We start from the raw sequence: 18,818 nt of genomic DNA on the forward strand, positions 1-18,818 counted from the left end.
CCCATTTGAACTTGAATTCGATTAGCTTTTCACCGCGCCAAGCGTCATTCCGGTGACGAAATACCGCTGAAGAAACGGATAGACCAGCAGAATCGGCACCGTCACGATGACGGTGATCGCCATCTTGACCGATTCCGGGGAGATCCGGTTCATGAGTTGATTCATGGTCATGCCGTTCACCGCTTGACCGCCGCCGCCCGCCTGCGTGCTCTGCAGCACCTTCATGAGCTCGAACTGCAAAGTGGTCAGCCGTTCGTTCGAACCGTTGTACAAATACGTATCGAACCAGGCATTCCATTGGCCCACCGCCAGGAACAGCGCGACCGTGGCCAGCGCCGGCGTCAATAGCGGCAGGATGACGCGCCGGTAGATCGTAAAATCGTTCGCCCCGTCCAATTTGGCCGATTCTTGAAGGGCAATGGGCAGCCCGTCGATGAAGGACCGAATGACGAATACGTTGAATGCGCTTACGAGCCCGGGAAGCACATAGACCCAAAACGTTCCGATAAGCTGCATGTCGCGCATCAACAAATACGACGGAATAAGGCCGCCGGATACGTACATCGTCATGGCCAGGAATACGGACAGCCATTTGCGGCCGTCAAAATCGGCCCGGCTGAGCACGTAGGCCAGCATGGACGAGCTCAGGAGACCCGCGATCGTGCCGGCCACCGTCCGCAGCACCGATATTTTGAGTCCGGTCAGCAATCCCCCGAACGAGAAGATCAGGGAATAATTCTCGAACGTCAGATGACGGGGGAAAATCGTAATGCCTCCCCTTACCGTGTCGGTCGAATCGTTCAGCGAGATCGCCAGCACGTTCAAAAACGGATACAGGGTACAGACCGCCACCAGTAATATGGCCAGGTACACGATCAGATCGAAGACCCGATCCGACGGCGAAGTACGACCTTTCACTTCTCCACGACCTCCTTACAGAATGCTCTCTTTGGTGATTTTCTTGAAAAGTCCGTTCGCCGCGAACAGGAGCATCAGACTGACGACGGAGTTGAAAATGTTAATCGCCGTGCCGAACGAGTAACGCCCCATGCCCAGGCCGTAATTGAGGGCATACAAGTCCAGCACCTCGGATTTCTCTTGGACGAGATTGTTGCCGAGGAGAAACTGCTTCTCGAAGCCGATGCTGATCAGATGGCCGATGGACATGATCAGCAAAATAATAAGGGTCGTGCGGATCCCCGGCAGCGTGATATGCCAAATTTGCCGCACGCGGCTCGCGCCGTCGACGCGGGCCGCTTCGTAAAGCTCCGGGCCGATTCCCGCGATGGCGGCCAAGTAAATGATGGCGTTCCATCCCGTTTCTTTCCACATGTCGGCGCTCGTCACCAGGTACCAGAATAGATTTTCCTTCGCCATAAACTGAACCGGCGCTTGAAGGAGATGGAGCTTGACCAAGATTTGATTCACGACGCCGTTCTCCGCCGATAGCATCTTCGTCACGATCCCCGCCACTACCACCCAGGAGACGAAGTGAGGCAAATAGGATACCGTCTGAACAAAACGCTTCAGAAAGGAAAGACGAACCTCGTTCAACAGCACGGCGAATAGAATCGGGATCGTGAAGCTGGCCAGAAGCCCGAGCACGCTCATCGCCAAGGTATTTCTCAGCGCATGATAGAATTGCTCGTCTTGAAGCAACAGGCGGAAGTTATCGAAGCCGACCCACTTCTGCTCCCAGAAGGACTTGCCGACTCTAAATTGCTGAAACGCCATCGTCCAGCCCCATAACGGCAAATAGCTGAAGACCAACACAAATAGGACGAAAGGGACCGACATGTAATAAAGATATCGCTGCCGGACGATGCGCTGCCAAATACTCATGAAGGACAAATCTGTACCACTCCTCTGCCTGTGCGTTTTCGCGTTCATTTAGCATTATAGTGGAAGCCATTCGCCCTTATCCTTGATTTTCGGGTCTTAAACTAGCATGATTAGGACATATGCTCAGCTTGTCTTGTCAGGAGAAGGGAGTCGTATGAGAAGCGTTCATCTGCATTGGTTCACGTCCGACCAGCAATTTCTGTTCTACATCGGGTACGGCGGGCATGACGAAGACATGTATCTCCACGATCACGTGGATTTCTCGGAGCTCGTCATTGTCTTGAACGGGCATGCCACGCATATCGTGAATACGGAAGCCTCGTTCATCAAGAAGGGGGACGTCTTCGTGATCGACGGCGCCACCTCGCATGCTTACAAGGATCCGCATGATTTTCGAATCTGCAATATCATGTACCGCCCGGACATCATGACCGCGGCCGGTTCCGACCTCCGAACGTCCATCGGCTATCAGGCGCTGTTCGTGTTGGAACCGTTTTACCGGCACATCCAGCCGTTCAACAGCAAGCTCAGCTTGCCGGTCTCCAGTCTGGAATACGTCGCCTCCTTGGCCGCCGTCATGATCGAGGAATATACGGACAAGCTTCAAGGCTATCAGACCATGCTGCGCTCCCGATTCATGGAACTCGTCGTGTATCTGTCGAGGCAGTACCAGAATCAAGACCGTCACGGCATTCAAGGGAATCTCATGCATGTGGCGAAAGCCCTCTCCTTCATGGAGGATCACTACCTCGAGCCGCTAACGCGGGAACAGATCGCGGGCAAATCCGGCATATCCGAACGCCATTTGAACCGGATCTTTCAATCGTATTACCAGACGACGCCCTTCGCTTATCTGCTTCGGCTCCGCTTGGAGCATGCATGCCATTTGCTGAGGACGACGAAGGGTCCGATTACGGAGGTTTCGTATAAAAGCGGCTTTAATGACAGCAATTATTTCACCCGTCAGTTCAACAAAGTATACGGCATGTCCCCTAAGACGTATCGTCAGCAGCTGTAGCGGGCCTGAATCGAACCGCTATCCGGCTCAAATCAAAAACCATCATTCAACATGAATGATGGTTTTGATTTGTCTGGCGTGTCCCCGATCGTAAGCCGTTGATAACATTCATGCGACTGCTTAACAAAATCCGCTTGATCTTGCGATGATGCTGCCAATTTGGAAGTCAATTCAGCAATCATTGGGTGATCATGATCCACCTCTGCTGTCACGGCCAGATAATCGCTAACGTCTTGCGATTCGCAGATCAGATTCATTACACCCCCCGCCTTCTACACGGAGTATCCATCAACTAAGAGGATTCATTCAAGTTCAGAAGAAACTCCCGCGTGCCTTGATAGGCATCTTTCCATCCCATCTTCGCATAGAATCGAAGCCCATCGAGTCCCTTGAAATAATAAGCGCCGAGCAACCGCTCCTTGAAATTCGGAATCGCCATTCCGGCTTTAGCTTGATGATCTTGATACTTCCGAATGACGCCGCTTCTCGGCATATGCCGATCGAGAATGGCGAGGTCCACGAGGAAATCCCCGTACATGCAATTGCCGTCAATGATGCCGGTAATCCGCGTGCCGTCCGACAAAATATTCCACTGGTGAAAATCTCCGTGGATAAACCCCCTGTACGATTCGTTATAGGGTACATAGGCCAACAATCGGCGATAGATTTCTTCGAATACGTCTTTTTCTAAGCAAGACGTGCGATAGAGGTCGTGCCAGTTCTCCCAGAACGTCCCGGTCTGATCTTCCGCATTGAAGGCCACGACAAAATCCTTCCATGAAGCGTAGGCTCCGTTGCCGTCCGGCCCGATCCACCCGTACCCGGATGTTGCCCCCACCTTCACATCGGCCAGACTCGTCAAGATGGCCATAAGATCCGGCAATTGACGGGCTTGCTCCTCTTCCGTGCAATCGGCCAGATTGCGCCCTTCGATACGCTCCATGATCGCGTAGGCTAGCCGGCCCGTTTTCCCTAGCGCCAAACATTTCGGAAACGGGATTCCTTGGCCCGAAAGCAAGTCGGAAACATAGCGTTCCGTCTCGTACGCGCCGGCCAGATCGCTGAATTTCACGCAATAGCCTTTTCCTTCGTGGACGAAGGAAAACACGCTGCTCAAGTTGCCGCCCGCCATCGGCGTAATCCCGGATGCGCCTGTTCCGAAATGTTTCCGTAACACTGCTTCGATTTCGCTCATGGCCAAGCTCGGTTTATCATAGGAAGTCATGGTTCCATCTCCCGTTCATCAATGTGTATGGCCCGTTGATCCATACTCGCAGGTTGGCCTATTCCTTTAAATCGTCAAAGGTGATCGAGCCGCCGGTGCCGTCCACCATCTCCGAGTGCTTGTTGAAGCTGAACCAGTAGCTTGGCTCGGTCTTCCCGTCTTCCAGAACGAGAATGCGATGCGATTCGTTGTCGATTTTCATGATTGAGCCTACGACGTTCGGCTTCTCGCTTAGCTTTTGAATGTCGTAGTCAATCAGACGCGGGTCTATCCATTTTTCGATCGCGGGCTTCGCATCTGCCTCGCTCGAATCCGGCATCGTGATGCTGATTTTGTTTTTGATCACATCGATGTCTGTCGAATATAGATTGAGTCTGCCGAACAGTTCCGGGTTGCCGAGCTTATCTTGCGCTGCCTGTAGCTCCGCGATCGAGTGCGTAACGCGCACCGTCCTGTATGTCCCGGTTTTATATCGGCCCGCAAGCAGCCGCTCGCCTCTTTCCGTCGGTTTGACGAGATTGATATTGAGGAGCCCATCCTTCAAATAGATGTCGCCGTTCGGAATCTGGTTATCGTGAAGAAAGCTGCGAACTCCGCCAGGCTCGCTCAGCGGATCGATGGTCCCGGAACCACTCGCTTCATGTTCGGTTACTTGCACGGTATGATTTGCGTCTCCGCCTTGCGCATTGCGACTCGGCTCCGTTTGGCGTCCGCAGCCGGTTAACAGTATGACAGCCAGTACAATGATGGTCCTTCGCATCATGGTGCACGCTTCCTTTCTGGTTGTTTACACCTTTCACGCAAGAACTCGTTTCGTAGTTGCTCTGCAGCAATGAATCATCGGATTTCGCAAATACCGGTACGCCGTTCCCTCCTAAAATCTATTTTCCTCCTCTATGCGTCCCTCTTTATGCATGATGGCCAGCCCAGTTAATGAATCACGCTAACCCTTTAAGACTACGCCAAAAACCAATTTCAAGCCTTATTCTCAAACAACCCTGCCAGAACAAGCAGCAACCCGACAACGACTAAAACGAGCGCTACCCAGAAGGACTGATTTCCTACCCAATCAAGCCCGTTGGATAGGCCGGCATTGCCGCCTTTGATCGAATCCTTTACAACGAGCATAGACGCGGCAAGCAGTCTAAACCCATAGATGATTGAACCGCAAAGAAGTAAAACGGCACCGAGAATCAGTTTCTTCACGCCTCCGCCTCCTTTATCCACATCTTACCAGACGAACGGAAAAGCACGGTTGTTGCGCGATACGCCCCGTCTTTGCAGTAAAACCGCCGGCCATTGACAGAGCCGCTCCTGACTCCTATAATAAAGTCAACTAATTGACTATCGAGGTTGAGGCCATGAACGAGAACAAAAACGAACGACTGGACATTATCGACAACGTATTCCGGGCCAATGTGTTGTTAGAACGTGTCGGCCACAACTTGTCCTCGCAAGTCGGCTTGACCAGCCTGCACCAATGGTTTATTCTTATCGCGCTTGCGCGGGTCGGCGATCAATCCTTCAAGGAATTGGGGAACAACATGCTCGTGACCAAGCAAAATATGACCGGCCTGGTGCAGCGGATGAAACAAAACGGATTTGTCACGACTTACGAATCTCCGCATGACAGGCGCGTCACCAAAGTCAGCATCACCGAAGCAGGTCAAGAAGCGCTGGCCAATGTCAATCTATATTCCGAGGAGAAGGTTGAACGTTTGTTTGAGGGATTTTCCGAACAGGAATTGGCATCGTTCGGCGGTTTTCTTGAAAGAATGATCGAAAATATGAAAAAAGAGGAGTAACAAAAATTTTTAATTAATTAGTCAAGATGTTGATTGTCAATTTCTTTATTAATATAAAATGGGGAGCTCCCGGAATAGGCGGAGAAACGACATGGATACAAACAAATTCAAAGCCGATAGCCGCTTGCTATTCGGAAGATGGAATTACGACATCGTGAAGGAATTAATGAACGGTCCGAAACGTTATTCGGACATCAAGAGAGCGGTGCCCGTAACCGGGACGACCTTGACCGATCGCCTGCGCATGTTCGAAGCCGAGAATCTGATCTCGCGGCACATGCATCCCGAAATCCCCCTGCGCGTGGAATACGCCTTGACGGCTAAAGGGGAAGCACTGCGGCCAATGGTCGAAGCATTCGAACGATGGGTTGACCAACATATGGATTGTAACGAATGAACGATGCCCGCGACACGTGAAAGGAGGTGAAAACCATGAGCCGAATGGAGGACAACGGTCCTGTTTATTTTAACGGCGATTTCGGAACCGGAAATGCGATTAAGCGTTGGGTTACCGAAGAAAGTATCGAAAACGAAAGCGCGTTATATCAACGTATATTCAGCGGAGATTCGGTAATCCGTTTCCCTTCTGAAGCAAAAATTCGCAATGCGTATGAGGCCTTGGCGGCGGGAGGCCAAATTCTCAAGCCTATAACGGAAACATCCGTCGGCGGATTTATTGCGGCCGTCAAAGATCGCAACGGCATCGAATGGAACCTGCAGTATGATAAGGGATGATGCCGGGCAAGATAACCGAACCACGTTCAAAGGAGTCAGAACCATCGCGCGGTTATTGTGTTAAAAACCGTACGTTGACAAGTATCTCAATCTCATGTATCTTAAAATTAAGATGTAAAACATTATAGTATCGAGGAGCGATCAAGATGAGCAAATTGTTTTTGGAAGCTGTCAAAGCTAGACGTACCTTTTACGGACTTAGCAAGGAAATCGTTGTACCTGCGGACCGGATCAAGGAAATCGTAGGCGAAGCCGTCAATCATACCCCGTCCGCATTCAATTCGCAAAGCTCGCGCGTGGTCGTTCTGTTCGGAGAACAGTCGGACAAACTGTGGAACATTACGAAAGAAACGCTCAGAAAAATCGTTCCCGCCGAAAATTTCGCGGCGACCGAAGAAAGAATCAACGGCTTTGCGAACGGCTATGGTACGATCTTGTTTTTTGAAGACCAAGCCGTCGTGAAAGGCCTGCAAGAGCAATTTGCGTCGTATGCCGACAATTTCCCGATCTGGTCGAACCAGTCTTCGGGCATGCTGCAGCACGTCATTTGGACGGCGCTTGTCGCGGAAGGTCTCGGCGCTTCTTTGCAGCACTACAATCCGCTTATCGATGCTGAAGTCGCGCAAACGTGGCAACTTCCGGCCGAATGGAAGCTGATTGCGCAAATGCCATTCGGAAAACCGACATCGGTACCGGGCGACAAGGAATTCATGCCGCATTCGGATCGTGTGAAATTTTTCTAAGTAACGCGGTTATCCGGTTCAAAGCTCGACAGCTACTGAGGAATAAGGTGTAACTGCTCCGACGATACAGCGGCGGACTAGGGTGCGGAAATTATGCCCTAGACCGGCCGCTGTTTTGATTTACGACTATCGGACAGATTTAGAGGCGTACCTAAAAAAACCATCGTGCTTGAACGATGGTTTTTTCGTATGCGGTTCATCCATTCATGAGATGAAGTTCTGACACGGGCGGGATGTCGGTTTGATCGACATTGGAATCGCAAGCTCGACTCGTCAATTTTCATGACGGAAGCAACTCGGCACTCGCATTTACAAATGATTCACGAACCATCTGCGAAACTTTTCCTATTGCGTCACGTTTAACCTCGCTGGAGGTGAAATCATGAAAAATAGACTCGTCAAAAACCTGACCTGCACGGCTGTCGTTCTCTCCTTGGTTATTCTTGTAACGGCGTGCGGTAGCAGCAACAACAATGCCGGTGATAATACCGCGGTGAACGCGTCGACAAACGCCGCTGGCGACAACGCAGTTGACAACTCGGCTGCTGCGAACAACGGTTCGTCGGCAAACGAAACCGTTTCTGAGGAAAACGCTCCTACCGAGGTATCCGGCGTATTCAACGGAATCAATGCCGACAAGACCGTTGAAATCGAAACCGGCGTAGGCCCGCTAACCTACAAGGTCAGCGCCGAGATTGCCGACAAGGTAGCTACATGGGAAAAAGGCACGAATATAAAGTATCAGTACAAAGAAGACACCATCACAGCTATCGATAAAGAGTAAGACGGCGGACGATGATGCTTCGCACATCCCTAAGGACGACTTCATCAAGTCATCCTTAGGGATTTTTTGTCCCGATGGCCCAAGAGCCTCCCGCAAATGAACGCATGACGTTTAAGCCTATCCTGCCCGTCGTTAACGCGATGAATCGAACCGATTCGCCGAGCGCTTCGTTAGCTAAAGCGAATGCTATCAAAGGAGTGGTGAAGGTTGAAAAGAAATCGATGGGTATCTCTCGCTGCGGTTGTCGGCATGGGCTGCATGCTGCTTCTGGGATTAGCCGCCTGCGGCCGATCCGGTTCTAACGGTCAAGACGCATCTCCGGCAGAATCCTCCGCGTCCTCCTCCGACGCCGACGCCGTATTGGTCAAAGCGGAAGCCTCGGATTTCAAATGGACGCTGGATCGAACCGAATTCGAGGCGGGCAAACCGATCAAATTCGAGCTGGCGAGTACAGATGGAACACATGGCTTTTCGATCGTGGATACCGAGGTCAGCCAGCAGATCTCCAAGGGGGAATCAGAAGACGTGGAATGGACGCCTGACAAGCCCGGCGACTATGTGATCAAATGCAATTTCATATGTGGCTCCGGGCACAGCACCATGGAAACGCACATTACGGTGAAGTAATTGCGAAGGACGCGTCTAACATAGAATCCCCATGGAACCCTTATAGGTTGGTTCCATGGGAATTTTATCTTAGATTCTTACTGTTGCGACAGCAAATATCGGGCGTCCCGAAGCAAGCAGCCTGCAGCCTGACTTGAAATCAGCTTTCCGCTCTGCGCCTTAACGAGACTCGGGAACCCGGTCAGATCGTTCGCAGCCCCCTTACACCTGTTAGAGATTTCAAGAAAATACGCTTGTTATAACGTGATCTCTAATTGAATGTCCCGAATTTCTCGTTGATAAATAAATTCATTAATCTCTACCGCTGGCGCACAACCCATTTTGCGATAAAAATGTTGAGTTTCCACCGATGGGTGCGTCCCGATATACAGTTTATCTGCACCTAATAATTTTGCGACTTCTTTTGCCTTTAGAAAAAGATGCTCCCCCGCCTTTCGTCCTCGGACGGAACGGGTTACGTGAAGAAAAGATAATTCCCGATAGATAAACTCGCTGCCAAATGGCACAGCTTCAATAACAGCGAAACCAACCAACTGTGCCCCTTGTTTAGCAATTACAACAGCGCCGCCATGCTTAATCGCATCTTTAAAATGCTCGACAATCTGCCGTTTCCTTTCCAACGTCCAATCATCTTCAAACGAATCCTCGGTCTCCCTCCATGTGCCCCTATCATTGAAAAGCACCCTTGTTGTGAGTTGAAAACGTTCAAAGGAATCAAGCATCTCAGGTAATACCTCATCTATTTGCAGAATTTCCAATGTAAACACGGATCCGCCCTCCTAATAAGCAAATTACAGGTGTAAAAGTGCCTGAGCCTATTATTTCCTTCTTAATGACTAATTCCTCCCTATTAGTTGAGCGAAAGCCTTCACACGTCGTTATTGACACAACATCACCTAAACAGCGTAATTCCTACAGCAAACATTCCCATGCCTATCATAATGGCCATGAAAAAGTACCAGAGTATCCGTAACGGGCGCGGCAGCGTATTCAAGATTATTTTCTTAGGCGGCCCCCCACCTTCTATATTTTGCATCTGTCTAAGATTTTCGTCTACATAACCTTCATCAGAACGGTACTGCAGCGGATTTTCGTTCGATTTCGTTTCATTTATTTTAGAATCATTCACATGAAGTCCCTCCAAAATTTTCTATCTAACACTAAGATGCAATTACCAGTCTAACCTTGGGAATAAGAAAGGCCGCCGTTCATACCGGCAGCCTCGAGTTGGTTAAGTCCTTCATCCTTATTGCGGCGGTCGTAAATATTGCGCGTTGACGTTAATAGGAAAGCTGCGGACCGCTAATTGAGCATATAGACCTGACAACTCCAGATTGACAATACCAGCGAAAAGCAGCTTCAGCTACATAGTCCTGAATGCCGGATTCTGGTCCGGCTTTACCAATTCAGCATGACTGGGTTGAATGCCATGGAGACTTTTAAAATAAGATAACGCATCGCTTGGGGTCTTAATCGTAGGTCCGTAGATGACTTTGTTGTTGAACCGGCCATTAAGCTTGAACCATACTCGGAAATGCAAATAGTTGTCCATTCTTCTCCCCCAATCTGACTATTAAAACTAGTATAGCGTAAGCGCGCCGAATATATTGTCAAAACCTGACAACGGCTCTAGACCTAAATTGTCTTAAAACGAAAACGGCCCGCTTCCATTTTTGAAGCGAGCCGTTTTATATGTATTGCCGCCTGCAACTATCCTGCCCGCGACCTCTCAGGTCCATTTACTGCGCAGATTTTCGGCCTCTCGAACCATTCGCTGAATGAGCTCTGAGACCGCCGGTATGTCGTGAATCAGACCGACGGCTTGTCCTGCCCACCCGAAACCCTCGTCTTGATTGCCTTCGTAGATCCAGCGCTTGTTCGCTTCCCCAGTCATATAGGGCTTCAGCGCTTCCCAGTCGTTCGTCTCGCGTTCAAGCTCCATCATCTTGTCCATCAAAGGGCTTCGAAGCACTCTTGCGGGAAAACCGATCGAGCGTTTTATGACGGCCGTATCCGCCGAAGACGCCTTGACCAAGGCATTCTTATAGGAAGCGGACGCGTACGCGCATTCCCGGGTGGCAATAAAACGCGTCCCCATTGCAATTCCCTCCGCACCTAGGGCGTGAGACGCCATCCAGCCTCGGCCATCGGCAATACCGCCTGAAGCGATAACGGGGATACGGACAGCGTCCACGACCTGGGGAACAAGAACCATCGTTCCCACTTCGTCCCGCCCTAGATGCCCGCCTCCCTCATGCCCAACAACGATGACAGCGGATGCGCCAAGCTGCTCGGCTTTTTGAGCCTGGGAACGAGACGAGACCAGTACCAGCGTTGTTAGCGCCGCTGACCGCAGCAAGGGCATGAATGGCGCCGGATTTCCGCCTGTGAGGGTAACGGCCGAAACCCTTTCCTCTATCGCGATCCGAAGCCGCTCCTCAATATCGCCGCGGTGCATGCCGATCGCAAAGTTGATGCCAAACGGGTTGTCCGTCAGCGTGCGAGTGCGTCTGATTTCTTGCCGCAGCGCATTGGCATCCGGAAGGCTCATGGCTGTGATCTGGCCGAATCCGCCCGCATTGGAGACGGCAGCCGCTAGATCGGAATAGGCCAAATACGCAAGCCCTCCTTGAACAATCGGATACTTCGTTTGAAGCAGTTCAGTCAAACGCGTACGCCACTTCATCGTGATTCCTCTCCCGAGTCGTAACATGAACGTCGAATCGCCAGCCGCAAGATTGGCCGCCCTTGGCGATCGTCATCATGAACCTGGTCATGTGAAAGCATCTATCGCTTCTCCTCCCGCTGCTTCCACGCCGCAAAGAAAGCATCTGCACCGTTAACGGACATCACGGGCAGCGGCTTCTGCCAATGGGTGATTCGAGAACCGTTAACGCCAAAGACTTCACCGGTCAGATCCGGATCCCGCTGTTTCAGGAGCAAGCTCACGAACCGAGCGACATCGTCCGCTTCTCCAACCTGCCAGAAACCGGGTAACGCTTCGTTGCGTTTCGCGTATTTGTCCTTTAAATATTCTATAACCGGGCGTGTCATATCCGTTAGGGCGGCAGGAGCAACCGCATTGATCCTGATCCGATTGCGCCGCAGTTCGGCTGCGAGCGTCCATACCATTCCGAGCAATCCGGCTTTAGCCGAGCTGTAATTGACCTGGCCTACGGAGCCCATTAACCCTGCCGTTGAAGTCATCAGCAGAATGTCGCCGCCATGAGAAGCCATGAAGGGGAGAACTCGCCGAATACAGTAGAAAGCCCCGCTCAAATGAACCTCCAGGACCGACTCCCATTCTTGATCTGTCATCTGCTCGCATTTGCGATCCTGCAAATGACCGGCACTATGAATGAATACATCCATGGCGCCATAACGCGCCTCAACCGCCTCAACCATCGCCGTCACCGCCGATGGATCCGCAACATTCGCGCAATACCCCTCGGCTGCGCCGCCCTCGTGACGAATGGCTTCCACAACCGCGTCAATCCGCTCTTCATGCAGCCCATTAACCGCCACCCGATAGCCGCTGCGCCCGAGCTCCATGGCGATGCTGCGGCCAATTCCCCTGCTTGCTCCGGTAATGAGCGCCGTTTTCACAGTGAGCAGACTCCCTCCCGAACGATGAACACGCCTTTGGCGATGATATCCCCATCTTCCTCTTGTTCCCTAACCGTGACTTGAATGCTATCGTTGCATGCTTCATAGACGAAGCATGCCAGCGCATCTTGCACAAGCGGCCGGTGAAACTTCATGCTATAGGACGGAATCCAATGTGTCCGATGCTCAGCCAAATAAATAGACTGTGCCAACCCCATCAGATACATCCCGTGTGCGATAGGCGCCTGGTACCCGGCTTGTCTCGCAGCTTCATCCTGAAGGTGTATAGGCGCCAGATCCCCGGTCAGATCCGCATACCCCCGAATGGCTGCTGCGGTAATCTGTATTCGCATCATTTGTCGCCAACGGAAATCAATACCGTTTCCGCGGTCATGATGGATTGGCCGGCGTACGAACAAATCAGGGAATGGGTATATAAAACCAAATCGCCCCGACGCCCGGTCTTTTTCTCGACCTTGGTTAAAGATAGCAGGCAGTCCAGATCCATCCCTGCCGTCAACGGCGCCTTATAATTAAATTGTTGTGTCCCATGAACCAGCGGCTCGGGCATGTCCAGCCAAGGGGCGTCCGTTCGCTTCCAGAACGTAATCGGCATCGTTGACGGTGCGATCAAAGCGCCGTCGATCCGCTGCAAAGGCGCTTCAATGCGATTGGCATATTGGATGATCGCATTCTCCGCAAGATGAACCTGGAATCGAACGCTGTTCATTCCACCGCCTCCACGAATACGGCAAGCCCCATGCCTCCGCCAATCCCCAATGCGGCGATCCCGCGCCTGAAGGGATTCTGCAGCATCTCCGCGTATAAGCGGGTCATCAGAATGGCGCCGGATGCACCATAAGGATGCCCGAGCGCCAATGCGCCGCCCCCGGGATTCACCTTGTCCTGTGGAATTTGCAGCTCCTCGAGCGACGCTAGCACCTGGGAAGCAAAAGCTTCGTTGAATTCCATCAGGTCGATATCGGCGATTCGAAGCAGCTGTCGGCTTAGCAGCTTGTTAACGGCTGAAACCGGCCCTATTCCCAAATAGCGGGGATCAACGCCGACGGTCTGCGCATCTACGAAGCGCAATGCGGGCTTAAGGTTTAGTTGCTCGCACTTCTCGCGTGACAGGAGCAGCACAAGCGCGGCCCCGTCATTGATGGGACAAGCATTGCCGGCCGTTACGGTGCCTTGTTCCATAAAGACGGGCTTTAACTTTTGCAGCTTCTCGATGCTCGTATCCGGCCTTGGACATTCGTCTTCGGCGACCCAATGACCGTTTACTTGAAGAGGCACGATCTCCTGCCGGTACCTACCTGTTCGTTGCGCGTTGACGGCCTTTTGATGACTCTTCAAGGCGTACAGGTCTTGGGCTTCTCTGGAGATGTTGTATCTCCGAGCGACATTCTCCGCCGCCACACCCATATCGGGGTCGCCATAAGCGCTTGAGGTAAATGGAGCTCGCGCATAAAGTCGCGGCGTACCCGCAGGCTGCTCTGGCCTAAACATTTTCCAGGGTGCCCGGCTCGTGCTCTCCACCCCGCCGGCCAGGTACACCTCCCCGGCCCCGCTCTGAATGAAGCGGGCCGCCAGATGAATCGCTTCCAGTCCCGATCCGCACTGGCGGTCGATCGTTAGACCCGGCACCGTAACGGGAAGCCCTGCTTCCAAGGCAGCCACCCGTGCAATATTGCCCCCGGGTCCTACAACATTGCCGATGACGACATCATCAATCCATTCCGGCGGCACGCGTGCCTCCGAAACGAGTGCACGAATTAGCGGTGCAAGGAGCAGCTCAGGCTCAAGCGTGCTAAATTGACCGCCGATTTTGCCGATAGGCGTACGTTTTGCCATGGCCATTACAACCTCAGTCATTCCGCCACTTCTTTCACATATTCTTTCATTCGCTGACGCGCAATCTTTCCGCTGCTTGTATAGAGGAACCGATCCACGGTGATAAGTTGTTTGGGAGCCTTGTAGCTTGCCAAATATTTACGGCAGTATGCCTTCACTTCCTTCAGACTCAAGCATTGCTCGCCACGCCATTGCACAATTGCGGTTACCTTCTCCCCCCATCGCTCATCCGGCATTCCCACTACCATGACCTCCTGAACGGCCGGAAGCTGCTGCATGACCGTTTCCACTTCTTCGGGAAATACATTCAGGCCGCCGGTCACCATCTTATTCATGAAACGCCCGGCCAAGTATAAATACCCGTCGCGATCGGCTGACATGTAATCCCCGGTTTTCAGCCACCCCTCTTGAAACACCGCCGACGTCTCCTCGCTTAACCGATAATACCCTGAGAAGGTCATGCGGCTTCGAACGTACAACTGTCCGACTTCTCCGGCAGGAACCTCCTGGCCTTGCTCATCGCGAATGGATAGTTCAACGCCGGAAAAAGGCCGTCCCACCGAACCCGGTTTCTTCGCCTCGTATATGTCCATATAGCTGATATAACTCGCCTCTGATGAACCATAATATTCATACAGCTTGGACCGCCCGCCAAACACTTCCCGGCACTGCCGCTTCGACTGCTCCGACCACTTTCCGCCTGAGCTGATCAGGGCTTGGATGGACGCTTTACCGGGATTCGTCTGCCGGAGCAGCGATTCAATCATCGTAGGGACGACAAACAAGATCATACCGGGAACAGCCGTACATACCTCCATCACCGCATGCGCATCGAATTGCTTGACGAGATGAAACGTCGCGCCGAAGTACAGGCTTTGCAGCAAGGCAAACAACGACAGGGAGTGCACGAGGGGACCAGGGGCCATGCAATGCTTGATGTCGAGTCGGAATGCTTCCCGCGTGGCCTCAAAGCTAGTTGCCCAGGAAAGCGGGGTTCGCATGTATCCCTTCGGAACTCCCGTAGTTCCCGAAGTAAATCCGATAAACAGCAATTCATTGCTCGCGTTTAATTCGGCTTCCGGAGGGAATGAGGCTATCCATTGCTCATAAGCACCTGTATTCTCTTGCGTTAACGCCACGATCTCAACTTGTCCGGCTAGGCCGATTGGCAAATGAATAGGATGAGCATACGATTCCTCCGCAAAAATAATCCCCGGTTCGCATTGACGGAGGACTGCATTGATTTCAACGGAACTCCACTTCGGATCCAAAGGCACGGGCACATACCCCGCGTAGACAGCCCCTAGAAAAATCTCCGCGAATTCCACCCGATTGCTCATCAAGATCGCTACCCTCCGGCGGATATGACCACGTTGCTTCAGACCGTTAGCCATTCGCTGAACCCGCTCCGCCAATGCGGAATAAGTAAGACTATCCCGGCTGTCGGTGATGGCGACCCGATCCGGCATTCGTGAAGCATGGCTTAGTAGAACGGTTAGTAGATTCACTTGGATTTCACCCGCTTATCGAAATTTTCCTTTCGTGGTCGATTACGTCTTTTCTTCCATAGGGCTGATCGTTCTCCACTGGATTGCCATGTTTGCTGCTGGTAGAGCTAATAATATCGCCGTTATATGTTAACCTTGTTATCCGTTATTGGTTAACATATAAACACGAACATTCTATCAGCCCCAAAATGATCTGTAAAGTCCTATTCGCTAAATCAGGATGAAACCGGGAGCATTGTGCTTACAAATAAGACTATCAAAAGCAATTAATCGATTGCTCGGTGCATCTGGCACGAAAGGGCATAAGGACAAATTCGAGGGAGAAACGAATGGAGCACGCGATCGACTGCGGCCAAAACGCCTCCGATACCCTGTGGGAGCTTACGCAGCTGCTAGTGAATAGGTCAGTGGAGCGGGGGATTTAGAAGGAGTAGTTCCTCTTCCTCATACCGGGATGTACAAAGCGAACTTCGGGTCGGTAGCTGTATCGATAACGGCCCGATGAAGGCCTTCTGGGGGACATTAAAATGCGCACGGTATTACTTGAACACCTACCAAACGGTTGCAGGCAAGATTAGACGGCCTAAGTCCGATGGAATTCAGGACCAAGGCCGCCTAGGTTTTTAATATCGGTATTGTCTACTTGACGAGGTGCAGTTCACTGGCAAACTGCTCCAAGACGTCTTAAACTATCGTGCCCCGTAAGTTTAATAAAGCACATTAGGGAGAACATTATTACACTCCTTCGACGGTTCTATTATTGTCCTCTACATGCAAAGACATATAAACGTCTATGAGATCCTCGCGCTCAACTCTAAAACCAAACCGTTCATATAGACGTTTAGCAGGGCTTCCTTGTAAGACATTTAATGTTACGCATTTTCCTTTTACATCATTTTGTTCAAGCAAATTTTTTAAAACATGACTACCGATACCTTTACCTTGGTAATTGGGATGAATATAGAAATGTTCCAATACATACCCGTCCAACGTTGGTTTAAGAGCCACGCTGCCAACAAAAGAAGAAGCTTTCTCAAACATCCAAGTGTGAACCGCGTCAAAAGAATTACGGAAGCGTTGACGAACCTTCTCTTCATCAAACCTCCCTAACCTGGTTAAATCATTCCGGAGTACAATTACCCGTAAATTGGCAATGGTCTCAACATCGGAAATTTGGGATTGGCGAAGAGTAATCTGTTTCATCTAACGTATCAGCTCCTTTATTCTCTTTAGACAGCAGAGGAGTTGTGCCCCCTCTTAATTGTTGAATAATGAATGTCATATTCCCTGTGGTCAGCTTTAACTAGTTTGAATTCATTATAAACGTTGTAATGAGTACAATTGTACATATATACCTCCCGTATAGAGCCGCATTATGCTTATTTCTAATATAGCTCCCGACTTGTGAATTTCCATCCTGCCCGATAGCGCAAAGACGGCAGCCGATCGTTCTGGGGCGGCTGCCGTAAACCACGCATAGCCTGAGCTGTGCGCCCCACCTGAAACCAAATGGGTTCCCCTGCAGCTGTCTCTTGCTCCTTCCCAACTGTGTCTACAAAAGCCGACTGTATCGGTTATAAGCTCGCTGCTATTGAGCTGTATGTATCCCGTTAGTTGAATAGCAAAAACAAACCGATAATAACAAAGAGTCCTCCAATAATGCGATTGACTTATACCAGCTTCATCTTGGGAAACTAATAAAAAGCCACCAGAGAATACAAAGCATCTCGGCTATCATAAGAACCTCGCTTGATTTTCTCATAGATTTCGGTCGATCGCGTCGCCAATGCAAGGAGAAAGAAAATGTTGAACGAGTCCGTCCGTTAGCGCAACGACGGTAGCCGATCCTCTTGAGGCCGGCCGCCGTCGTGTCATGATTGTGCTATCGTGTCCTGTTAATAGAAAAGTTCCATATCTTGTTGAATACAAATTTTGTTAACCGCTCACCAGTAAGCCATAAAGGTTTGCTCATAAGGTCAAACGGAATTAAGGGGGTCAGGAAAGTGGCTGCACGCCAGGTTTGTTAATCTTCTCTTTGTTAAGACCAAGAATTCAAGCCATAATTGACCTTGTAATCCGTAATTAACCCAAAAACGCAATCGAACGTTTTACTTTTTTCGCAAAGGCAATCGGATTATCGATCGACTCCCAGTGGATATACATGAGGCGCGGGTTCTCAAACAGCCAGTGATTATGGACTGCCGTTACTTTAATTCCGTTTTTGCGAAGATTTGAAAGCAACCGATTCACTTGGTTTTGGAAAAGCGCCGTTTCCCCTAAACAGAGTGCGCGTCCTGAACTGTCCAATGACTCAAACGAGAACAGTTGGTAACGGACTAAAGGAGACGTTGTGCGTCGGCCTAATATTGCGGCGTTAACCCTCCTATTTCGGGTGACGAAACAGACCGGGCCCTTTGTAATTTCATGTTCTGTTGCACCTAAGATAGATGAAAATTGGTTGCAGATCCTAACAAAGCGCGGGCTAGCTTTGACCGCCATACGAATCATCCTCTCATTGATTCTTATCCTATAGTCGTTGCTCAGCCATTAACCCAAAAACGCGATGGAGTCTTTGGTTCTTCTTGCAAATACAACAGGATTCATGATGGCTTCCCAGTGCATATACATTAAGCGAGGATTTTCTTTCAACCAGTGATTATGAATCGCCGTCACTTTGATCCCCCGTTTACGGAGATTCGTAATCAATCGATTGACCTGGTTTTGATGTACGGCCGTTTCGCCGAGACATAGAGCGCGACCACTCTTGTCGAGAGATTCGAACGAGAACATTTGCATTTGAACAAGCGGAGATTGCGTTCTCCTTCCCAAGATCGTTTCCCTGAGGTTCGTCATCCGCGTGATAAAGCAAACCGGACCTTCCTCGATTTCCGACTCGCCCCCTAGAATTCTTCCGAATTGTGTACAGAGCCTTCTGAATTGCGGACTTACCTTCACTTGTTCTGCCATATAGCTCCTCCTTTAGTCGCATTCTGGATAATCTATGATCAACGCAGGAAATTGAATTGGGCAAATTACTAGTCTCAAAAAAAAAAACCGCGTCCGAGTGG

24 protein-coding genes are annotated in these 18,818 nt (G+C 50.8%); 7 read left to right on the top strand and 17 right to left on the bottom strand.

Features of this window, described 5'->3' with window-relative positions; all coding sequences use genetic code 11:
• Positions 1 to 21 precede the first annotated feature (21 nt).
• Both BMZ79_RS17605 and BMZ79_RS17610 read right to left on the bottom strand, forming a co-directional pair.
• Positions 22 to 918, bottom strand: coding sequence for a carbohydrate ABC transporter permease (locus BMZ79_RS17605; RefSeq protein WP_090642066.1), 897 nt, complete (start codon positions 916 to 918; stop codon positions 22 to 24).
• 15 nt (positions 919 to 933) lie between these two features.
• The gene (locus tag BMZ79_RS17610) at positions 934 to 1,842 is read right to left on the bottom strand and encodes an ABC transporter permease (RefSeq protein ID WP_256252806.1); all 909 of its coding nucleotides are present in this window, start codon (positions 1,840 to 1,842) and stop codon (positions 934 to 936) included.
• 154 nt (positions 1,843 to 1,996) lie between these two features.
• On the opposite strand from BMZ79_RS17610, the gene BMZ79_RS17615 reads away from it, so the two are divergent.
• A complete protein-coding gene (locus BMZ79_RS17615; protein WP_090642069.1) occupies positions 1,997 to 2,860 on the top strand; it encodes a helix-turn-helix domain-containing protein in 864 nt (287 codons plus the stop codon).
• Positions 2,861 to 2,892: 32 nt separating this feature from the next.
• Here the strand turns inward: BMZ79_RS17615 and BMZ79_RS17620 are convergent, their stop codons facing one another.
• From BMZ79_RS17620 to BMZ79_RS17635, 4 genes are all read right to left on the bottom strand, one after another.
• Positions 2,893 to 3,117 carry a hypothetical protein gene (locus tag BMZ79_RS17620; protein WP_090642071.1) on the bottom strand — a complete coding sequence of 75 codons (225 nt, stop codon included), beginning with the start codon at positions 3,115 to 3,117 and terminating at the stop codon, positions 2,893 to 2,895.
• Between the two features lie 35 nt (positions 3,118 to 3,152).
• Complete coding sequence (locus BMZ79_RS17625) at positions 3,153 to 4,085, bottom strand: aminoglycoside phosphotransferase family protein (protein ID WP_090642072.1); 933 nt, start codon at positions 4,083 to 4,085, stop codon at positions 3,153 to 3,155.
• A 58-nt stretch (positions 4,086 to 4,143) separates the two neighbouring features.
• Complete coding sequence (locus BMZ79_RS17630; protein ID WP_090642073.1) at positions 4,144 to 4,848, bottom strand: hypothetical protein; 705 nt, start codon at positions 4,846 to 4,848, stop codon at positions 4,144 to 4,146.
• Positions 4,849 to 5,060: 212 nt separating this feature from the next.
• On the bottom strand, positions 5,061 to 5,291 hold the full coding sequence (locus tag BMZ79_RS17635; RefSeq protein ID WP_090642075.1) for a hypothetical protein: 231 nt from the start codon (positions 5,289 to 5,291) through the stop codon (positions 5,061 to 5,063).
• A gap of 155 nt (positions 5,292 to 5,446) precedes the next feature.
• On the opposite strand from BMZ79_RS17635, the gene BMZ79_RS17640 reads away from it, so the two are divergent.
• The 6 genes from BMZ79_RS17640 (at position 5,447) to BMZ79_RS17665 (ending at position 8,779) form a co-directional block, all read left to right on the top strand.
• Positions 5,447 to 5,890: a MarR family winged helix-turn-helix transcriptional regulator gene (locus tag BMZ79_RS17640; protein WP_090642076.1), complete on the top strand. Its 444-nt coding sequence runs from the start codon at positions 5,447 to 5,449 to the stop codon at positions 5,888 to 5,890.
• Between the two features lie 91 nt (positions 5,891 to 5,981).
• Positions 5,982 to 6,287 carry a winged helix-turn-helix transcriptional regulator gene (locus BMZ79_RS17645; protein WP_177222187.1) on the top strand — a complete coding sequence of 102 codons (306 nt, stop codon included), beginning with the start codon at positions 5,982 to 5,984 and terminating at the stop codon, positions 6,285 to 6,287.
• A gap of 35 nt (positions 6,288 to 6,322) precedes the next feature.
• Positions 6,323 to 6,625 (top strand): VOC family protein, encoded by a 303-nt coding sequence (locus BMZ79_RS17650; RefSeq protein ID WP_090642079.1) that lies wholly within the window; start codon positions 6,323 to 6,325, stop codon positions 6,623 to 6,625.
• Between the two features lie 146 nt (positions 6,626 to 6,771).
• The gene (locus BMZ79_RS17655) at positions 6,772 to 7,368 is read left to right on the top strand and encodes a nitroreductase family protein (protein ID WP_090642081.1); all 597 of its coding nucleotides are present in this window, start codon (positions 6,772 to 6,774) and stop codon (positions 7,366 to 7,368) included.
• Between the two features lie 382 nt (positions 7,369 to 7,750).
• Positions 7,751 to 8,152: a hypothetical protein gene (locus tag BMZ79_RS17660; RefSeq protein ID WP_090642082.1), complete on the top strand. Its 402-nt coding sequence runs from the start codon at positions 7,751 to 7,753 to the stop codon at positions 8,150 to 8,152.
• A gap of 207 nt (positions 8,153 to 8,359) precedes the next feature.
• On the top strand, positions 8,360 to 8,779 hold the full coding sequence (locus tag BMZ79_RS17665) for a cupredoxin domain-containing protein (RefSeq protein ID WP_090642083.1): 420 nt from the start codon (positions 8,360 to 8,362) through the stop codon (positions 8,777 to 8,779).
• A 236-nt stretch (positions 8,780 to 9,015) separates the two neighbouring features.
• Here BMZ79_RS17665 and BMZ79_RS17670 read toward each other — a convergent pair whose 3' ends face one another.
• From BMZ79_RS17670 to BMZ79_RS17715, 11 genes are all read right to left on the bottom strand, one after another.
• Positions 9,016 to 9,546, bottom strand: coding sequence for a GNAT family N-acetyltransferase (locus BMZ79_RS17670; protein ID WP_090642085.1), 531 nt, complete (start codon positions 9,544 to 9,546; stop codon positions 9,016 to 9,018).
• 125 nt (positions 9,547 to 9,671) lie between these two features.
• On the bottom strand, positions 9,672 to 9,908 hold the full coding sequence (locus BMZ79_RS33640) for a hypothetical protein (RefSeq protein ID WP_256252807.1): 237 nt from the start codon (positions 9,906 to 9,908) through the stop codon (positions 9,672 to 9,674).
• Positions 9,909 to 10,508: 600 nt separating this feature from the next.
• Positions 10,509 to 11,465, bottom strand: coding sequence for an NAD(P)H-dependent flavin oxidoreductase (locus tag BMZ79_RS17675; protein WP_090642086.1), 957 nt, complete (start codon positions 11,463 to 11,465; stop codon positions 10,509 to 10,511).
• A gap of 101 nt (positions 11,466 to 11,566) precedes the next feature.
• On the bottom strand, positions 11,567 to 12,385 hold the full coding sequence (locus BMZ79_RS17680) for an SDR family NAD(P)-dependent oxidoreductase (protein WP_090642087.1): 819 nt from the start codon (positions 12,383 to 12,385) through the stop codon (positions 11,567 to 11,569).
• Positions 12,382 to 12,741: a MaoC family dehydratase gene (locus tag BMZ79_RS17685; RefSeq protein ID WP_090642089.1), complete on the bottom strand. Its 360-nt coding sequence runs from the start codon at positions 12,739 to 12,741 to the stop codon at positions 12,382 to 12,384. Before BMZ79_RS17685 ends, BMZ79_RS17680 begins: the two co-directional genes overlap by 4 nt.
• The gene (locus tag BMZ79_RS17690) at positions 12,738 to 13,115 is read right to left on the bottom strand and encodes an FAS1-like dehydratase domain-containing protein (protein ID WP_090642090.1); all 378 of its coding nucleotides are present in this window, start codon (positions 13,113 to 13,115) and stop codon (positions 12,738 to 12,740) included. The genes BMZ79_RS17685 and BMZ79_RS17690 overlap by 4 nt, the downstream gene beginning before the upstream one ends.
• On the bottom strand, positions 13,112 to 14,263 hold the full coding sequence (locus tag BMZ79_RS17695; RefSeq protein WP_090642092.1) for a thiolase family protein: 1,152 nt from the start codon (positions 14,261 to 14,263) through the stop codon (positions 13,112 to 13,114). Before BMZ79_RS17695 ends, BMZ79_RS17690 begins: the two co-directional genes overlap by 4 nt.
• Complete coding sequence (locus BMZ79_RS17700) at positions 14,260 to 15,711, bottom strand: AMP-binding protein (RefSeq protein WP_256252808.1); 1,452 nt, start codon at positions 15,709 to 15,711, stop codon at positions 14,260 to 14,262. Before BMZ79_RS17700 ends, BMZ79_RS17695 begins: the two co-directional genes overlap by 4 nt.
• 774 nt (positions 15,712 to 16,485) lie before the next feature.
• Complete coding sequence (locus BMZ79_RS17705; RefSeq protein ID WP_090642095.1) at positions 16,486 to 16,953, bottom strand: GNAT family N-acetyltransferase; 468 nt, start codon at positions 16,951 to 16,953, stop codon at positions 16,486 to 16,488.
• 879 nt (positions 16,954 to 17,832) lie between these two features.
• The gene (locus BMZ79_RS17710; RefSeq protein ID WP_090642097.1) at positions 17,833 to 18,249 is read right to left on the bottom strand and encodes a DUF1259 domain-containing protein; all 417 of its coding nucleotides are present in this window, start codon (positions 18,247 to 18,249) and stop codon (positions 17,833 to 17,835) included.
• A gap of 48 nt (positions 18,250 to 18,297) precedes the next feature.
• Positions 18,298 to 18,717: a DUF1259 domain-containing protein gene (locus BMZ79_RS17715; RefSeq protein WP_090642098.1), complete on the bottom strand. Its 420-nt coding sequence runs from the start codon at positions 18,715 to 18,717 to the stop codon at positions 18,298 to 18,300.
• Between the last annotated feature and the right edge of the window lie 101 nt (positions 18,718 to 18,818).

This window comes from Paenibacillus sp. UNC496MF (assembly GCF_900113915.1).
In the GTDB taxonomy this organism is placed as follows: domain Bacteria; phylum Bacillota; class Bacilli; order Paenibacillales; family Paenibacillaceae; genus Paenibacillus_Z; species Paenibacillus_Z artemisiicola.

Bases quoted from the DNA above. Each gene is read 5' to 3' on its own strand.
- BMZ79_RS17610 (WP_256252806.1), bottom strand. From the start codon at position 1,842: ATGAGTATTTGGCAGCGCATCGTCCGGCAGCGATATCTTTATTACATG.
- BMZ79_RS17615 (WP_090642069.1), top strand. From the start codon at position 1,997: ATGAGAAGCGTTCATCTGCATTGGTTCACGTCCGACCAGCAATTTCTG.
- BMZ79_RS17620 (WP_090642071.1), bottom strand. From the start codon at position 3,117: ATGAATCTGATCTGCGAATCGCAAGACGTTAGCGATTATCTGGCCGTG.
- BMZ79_RS17625 (WP_090642072.1), bottom strand. From the start codon at position 4,085: ATGACTTCCTATGATAAACCGAGCTTGGCCATGAGCGAAATCGAAGCA.
- BMZ79_RS17630 (WP_090642073.1), bottom strand. From the start codon at position 4,848: ATGATGCGAAGGACCATCATTGTACTGGCTGTCATACTGTTAACCGGC.
- BMZ79_RS17640 (WP_090642076.1), top strand. From the start codon at position 5,447: ATGAACGAGAACAAAAACGAACGACTGGACATTATCGACAACGTATTC.
- BMZ79_RS17645 (WP_177222187.1), top strand. From the start codon at position 5,982: ATGGATACAAACAAATTCAAAGCCGATAGCCGCTTGCTATTCGGAAGA.
- BMZ79_RS17650 (WP_090642079.1), top strand. From the start codon at position 6,323: ATGAGCCGAATGGAGGACAACGGTCCTGTTTATTTTAACGGCGATTTC.
- BMZ79_RS17655 (WP_090642081.1), top strand. From the start codon at position 6,772: ATGAGCAAATTGTTTTTGGAAGCTGTCAAAGCTAGACGTACCTTTTAC.
- BMZ79_RS17660 (WP_090642082.1), top strand. From the start codon at position 7,751: ATGAAAAATAGACTCGTCAAAAACCTGACCTGCACGGCTGTCGTTCTC.
- BMZ79_RS17675 (WP_090642086.1), bottom strand. From the start codon at position 11,465: ATGAAGTGGCGTACGCGTTTGACTGAACTGCTTCAAACGAAGTATCCG.
- BMZ79_RS17685 (WP_090642089.1), bottom strand. From the start codon at position 12,741: ATGATGCGAATACAGATTACCGCAGCAGCCATTCGGGGGTATGCGGAT.
- BMZ79_RS17690 (WP_090642090.1), bottom strand. From the start codon at position 13,115: ATGAACAGCGTTCGATTCCAGGTTCATCTTGCGGAGAATGCGATCATC.
- BMZ79_RS17695 (WP_090642092.1), bottom strand. From the start codon at position 14,263: ATGACTGAGGTTGTAATGGCCATGGCAAAACGTACGCCTATCGGCAAA.
- BMZ79_RS17700 (WP_256252808.1), bottom strand. From the start codon at position 15,711: ATGCCGGATCGGGTCGCCATCACCGACAGCCGGGATAGTCTTACTTAT.
- BMZ79_RS17705 (WP_090642095.1), bottom strand. From the start codon at position 16,953: ATGAAACAGATTACTCTTCGCCAATCCCAAATTTCCGATGTTGAGACC.
- BMZ79_RS17710 (WP_090642097.1), bottom strand. From the start codon at position 18,249: ATGGCGGTCAAAGCTAGCCCGCGCTTTGTTAGGATCTGCAACCAATTT.
- BMZ79_RS17715 (WP_090642098.1), bottom strand. From the start codon at position 18,717: ATGGCAGAACAAGTGAAGGTAAGTCCGCAATTCAGAAGGCTCTGTACA.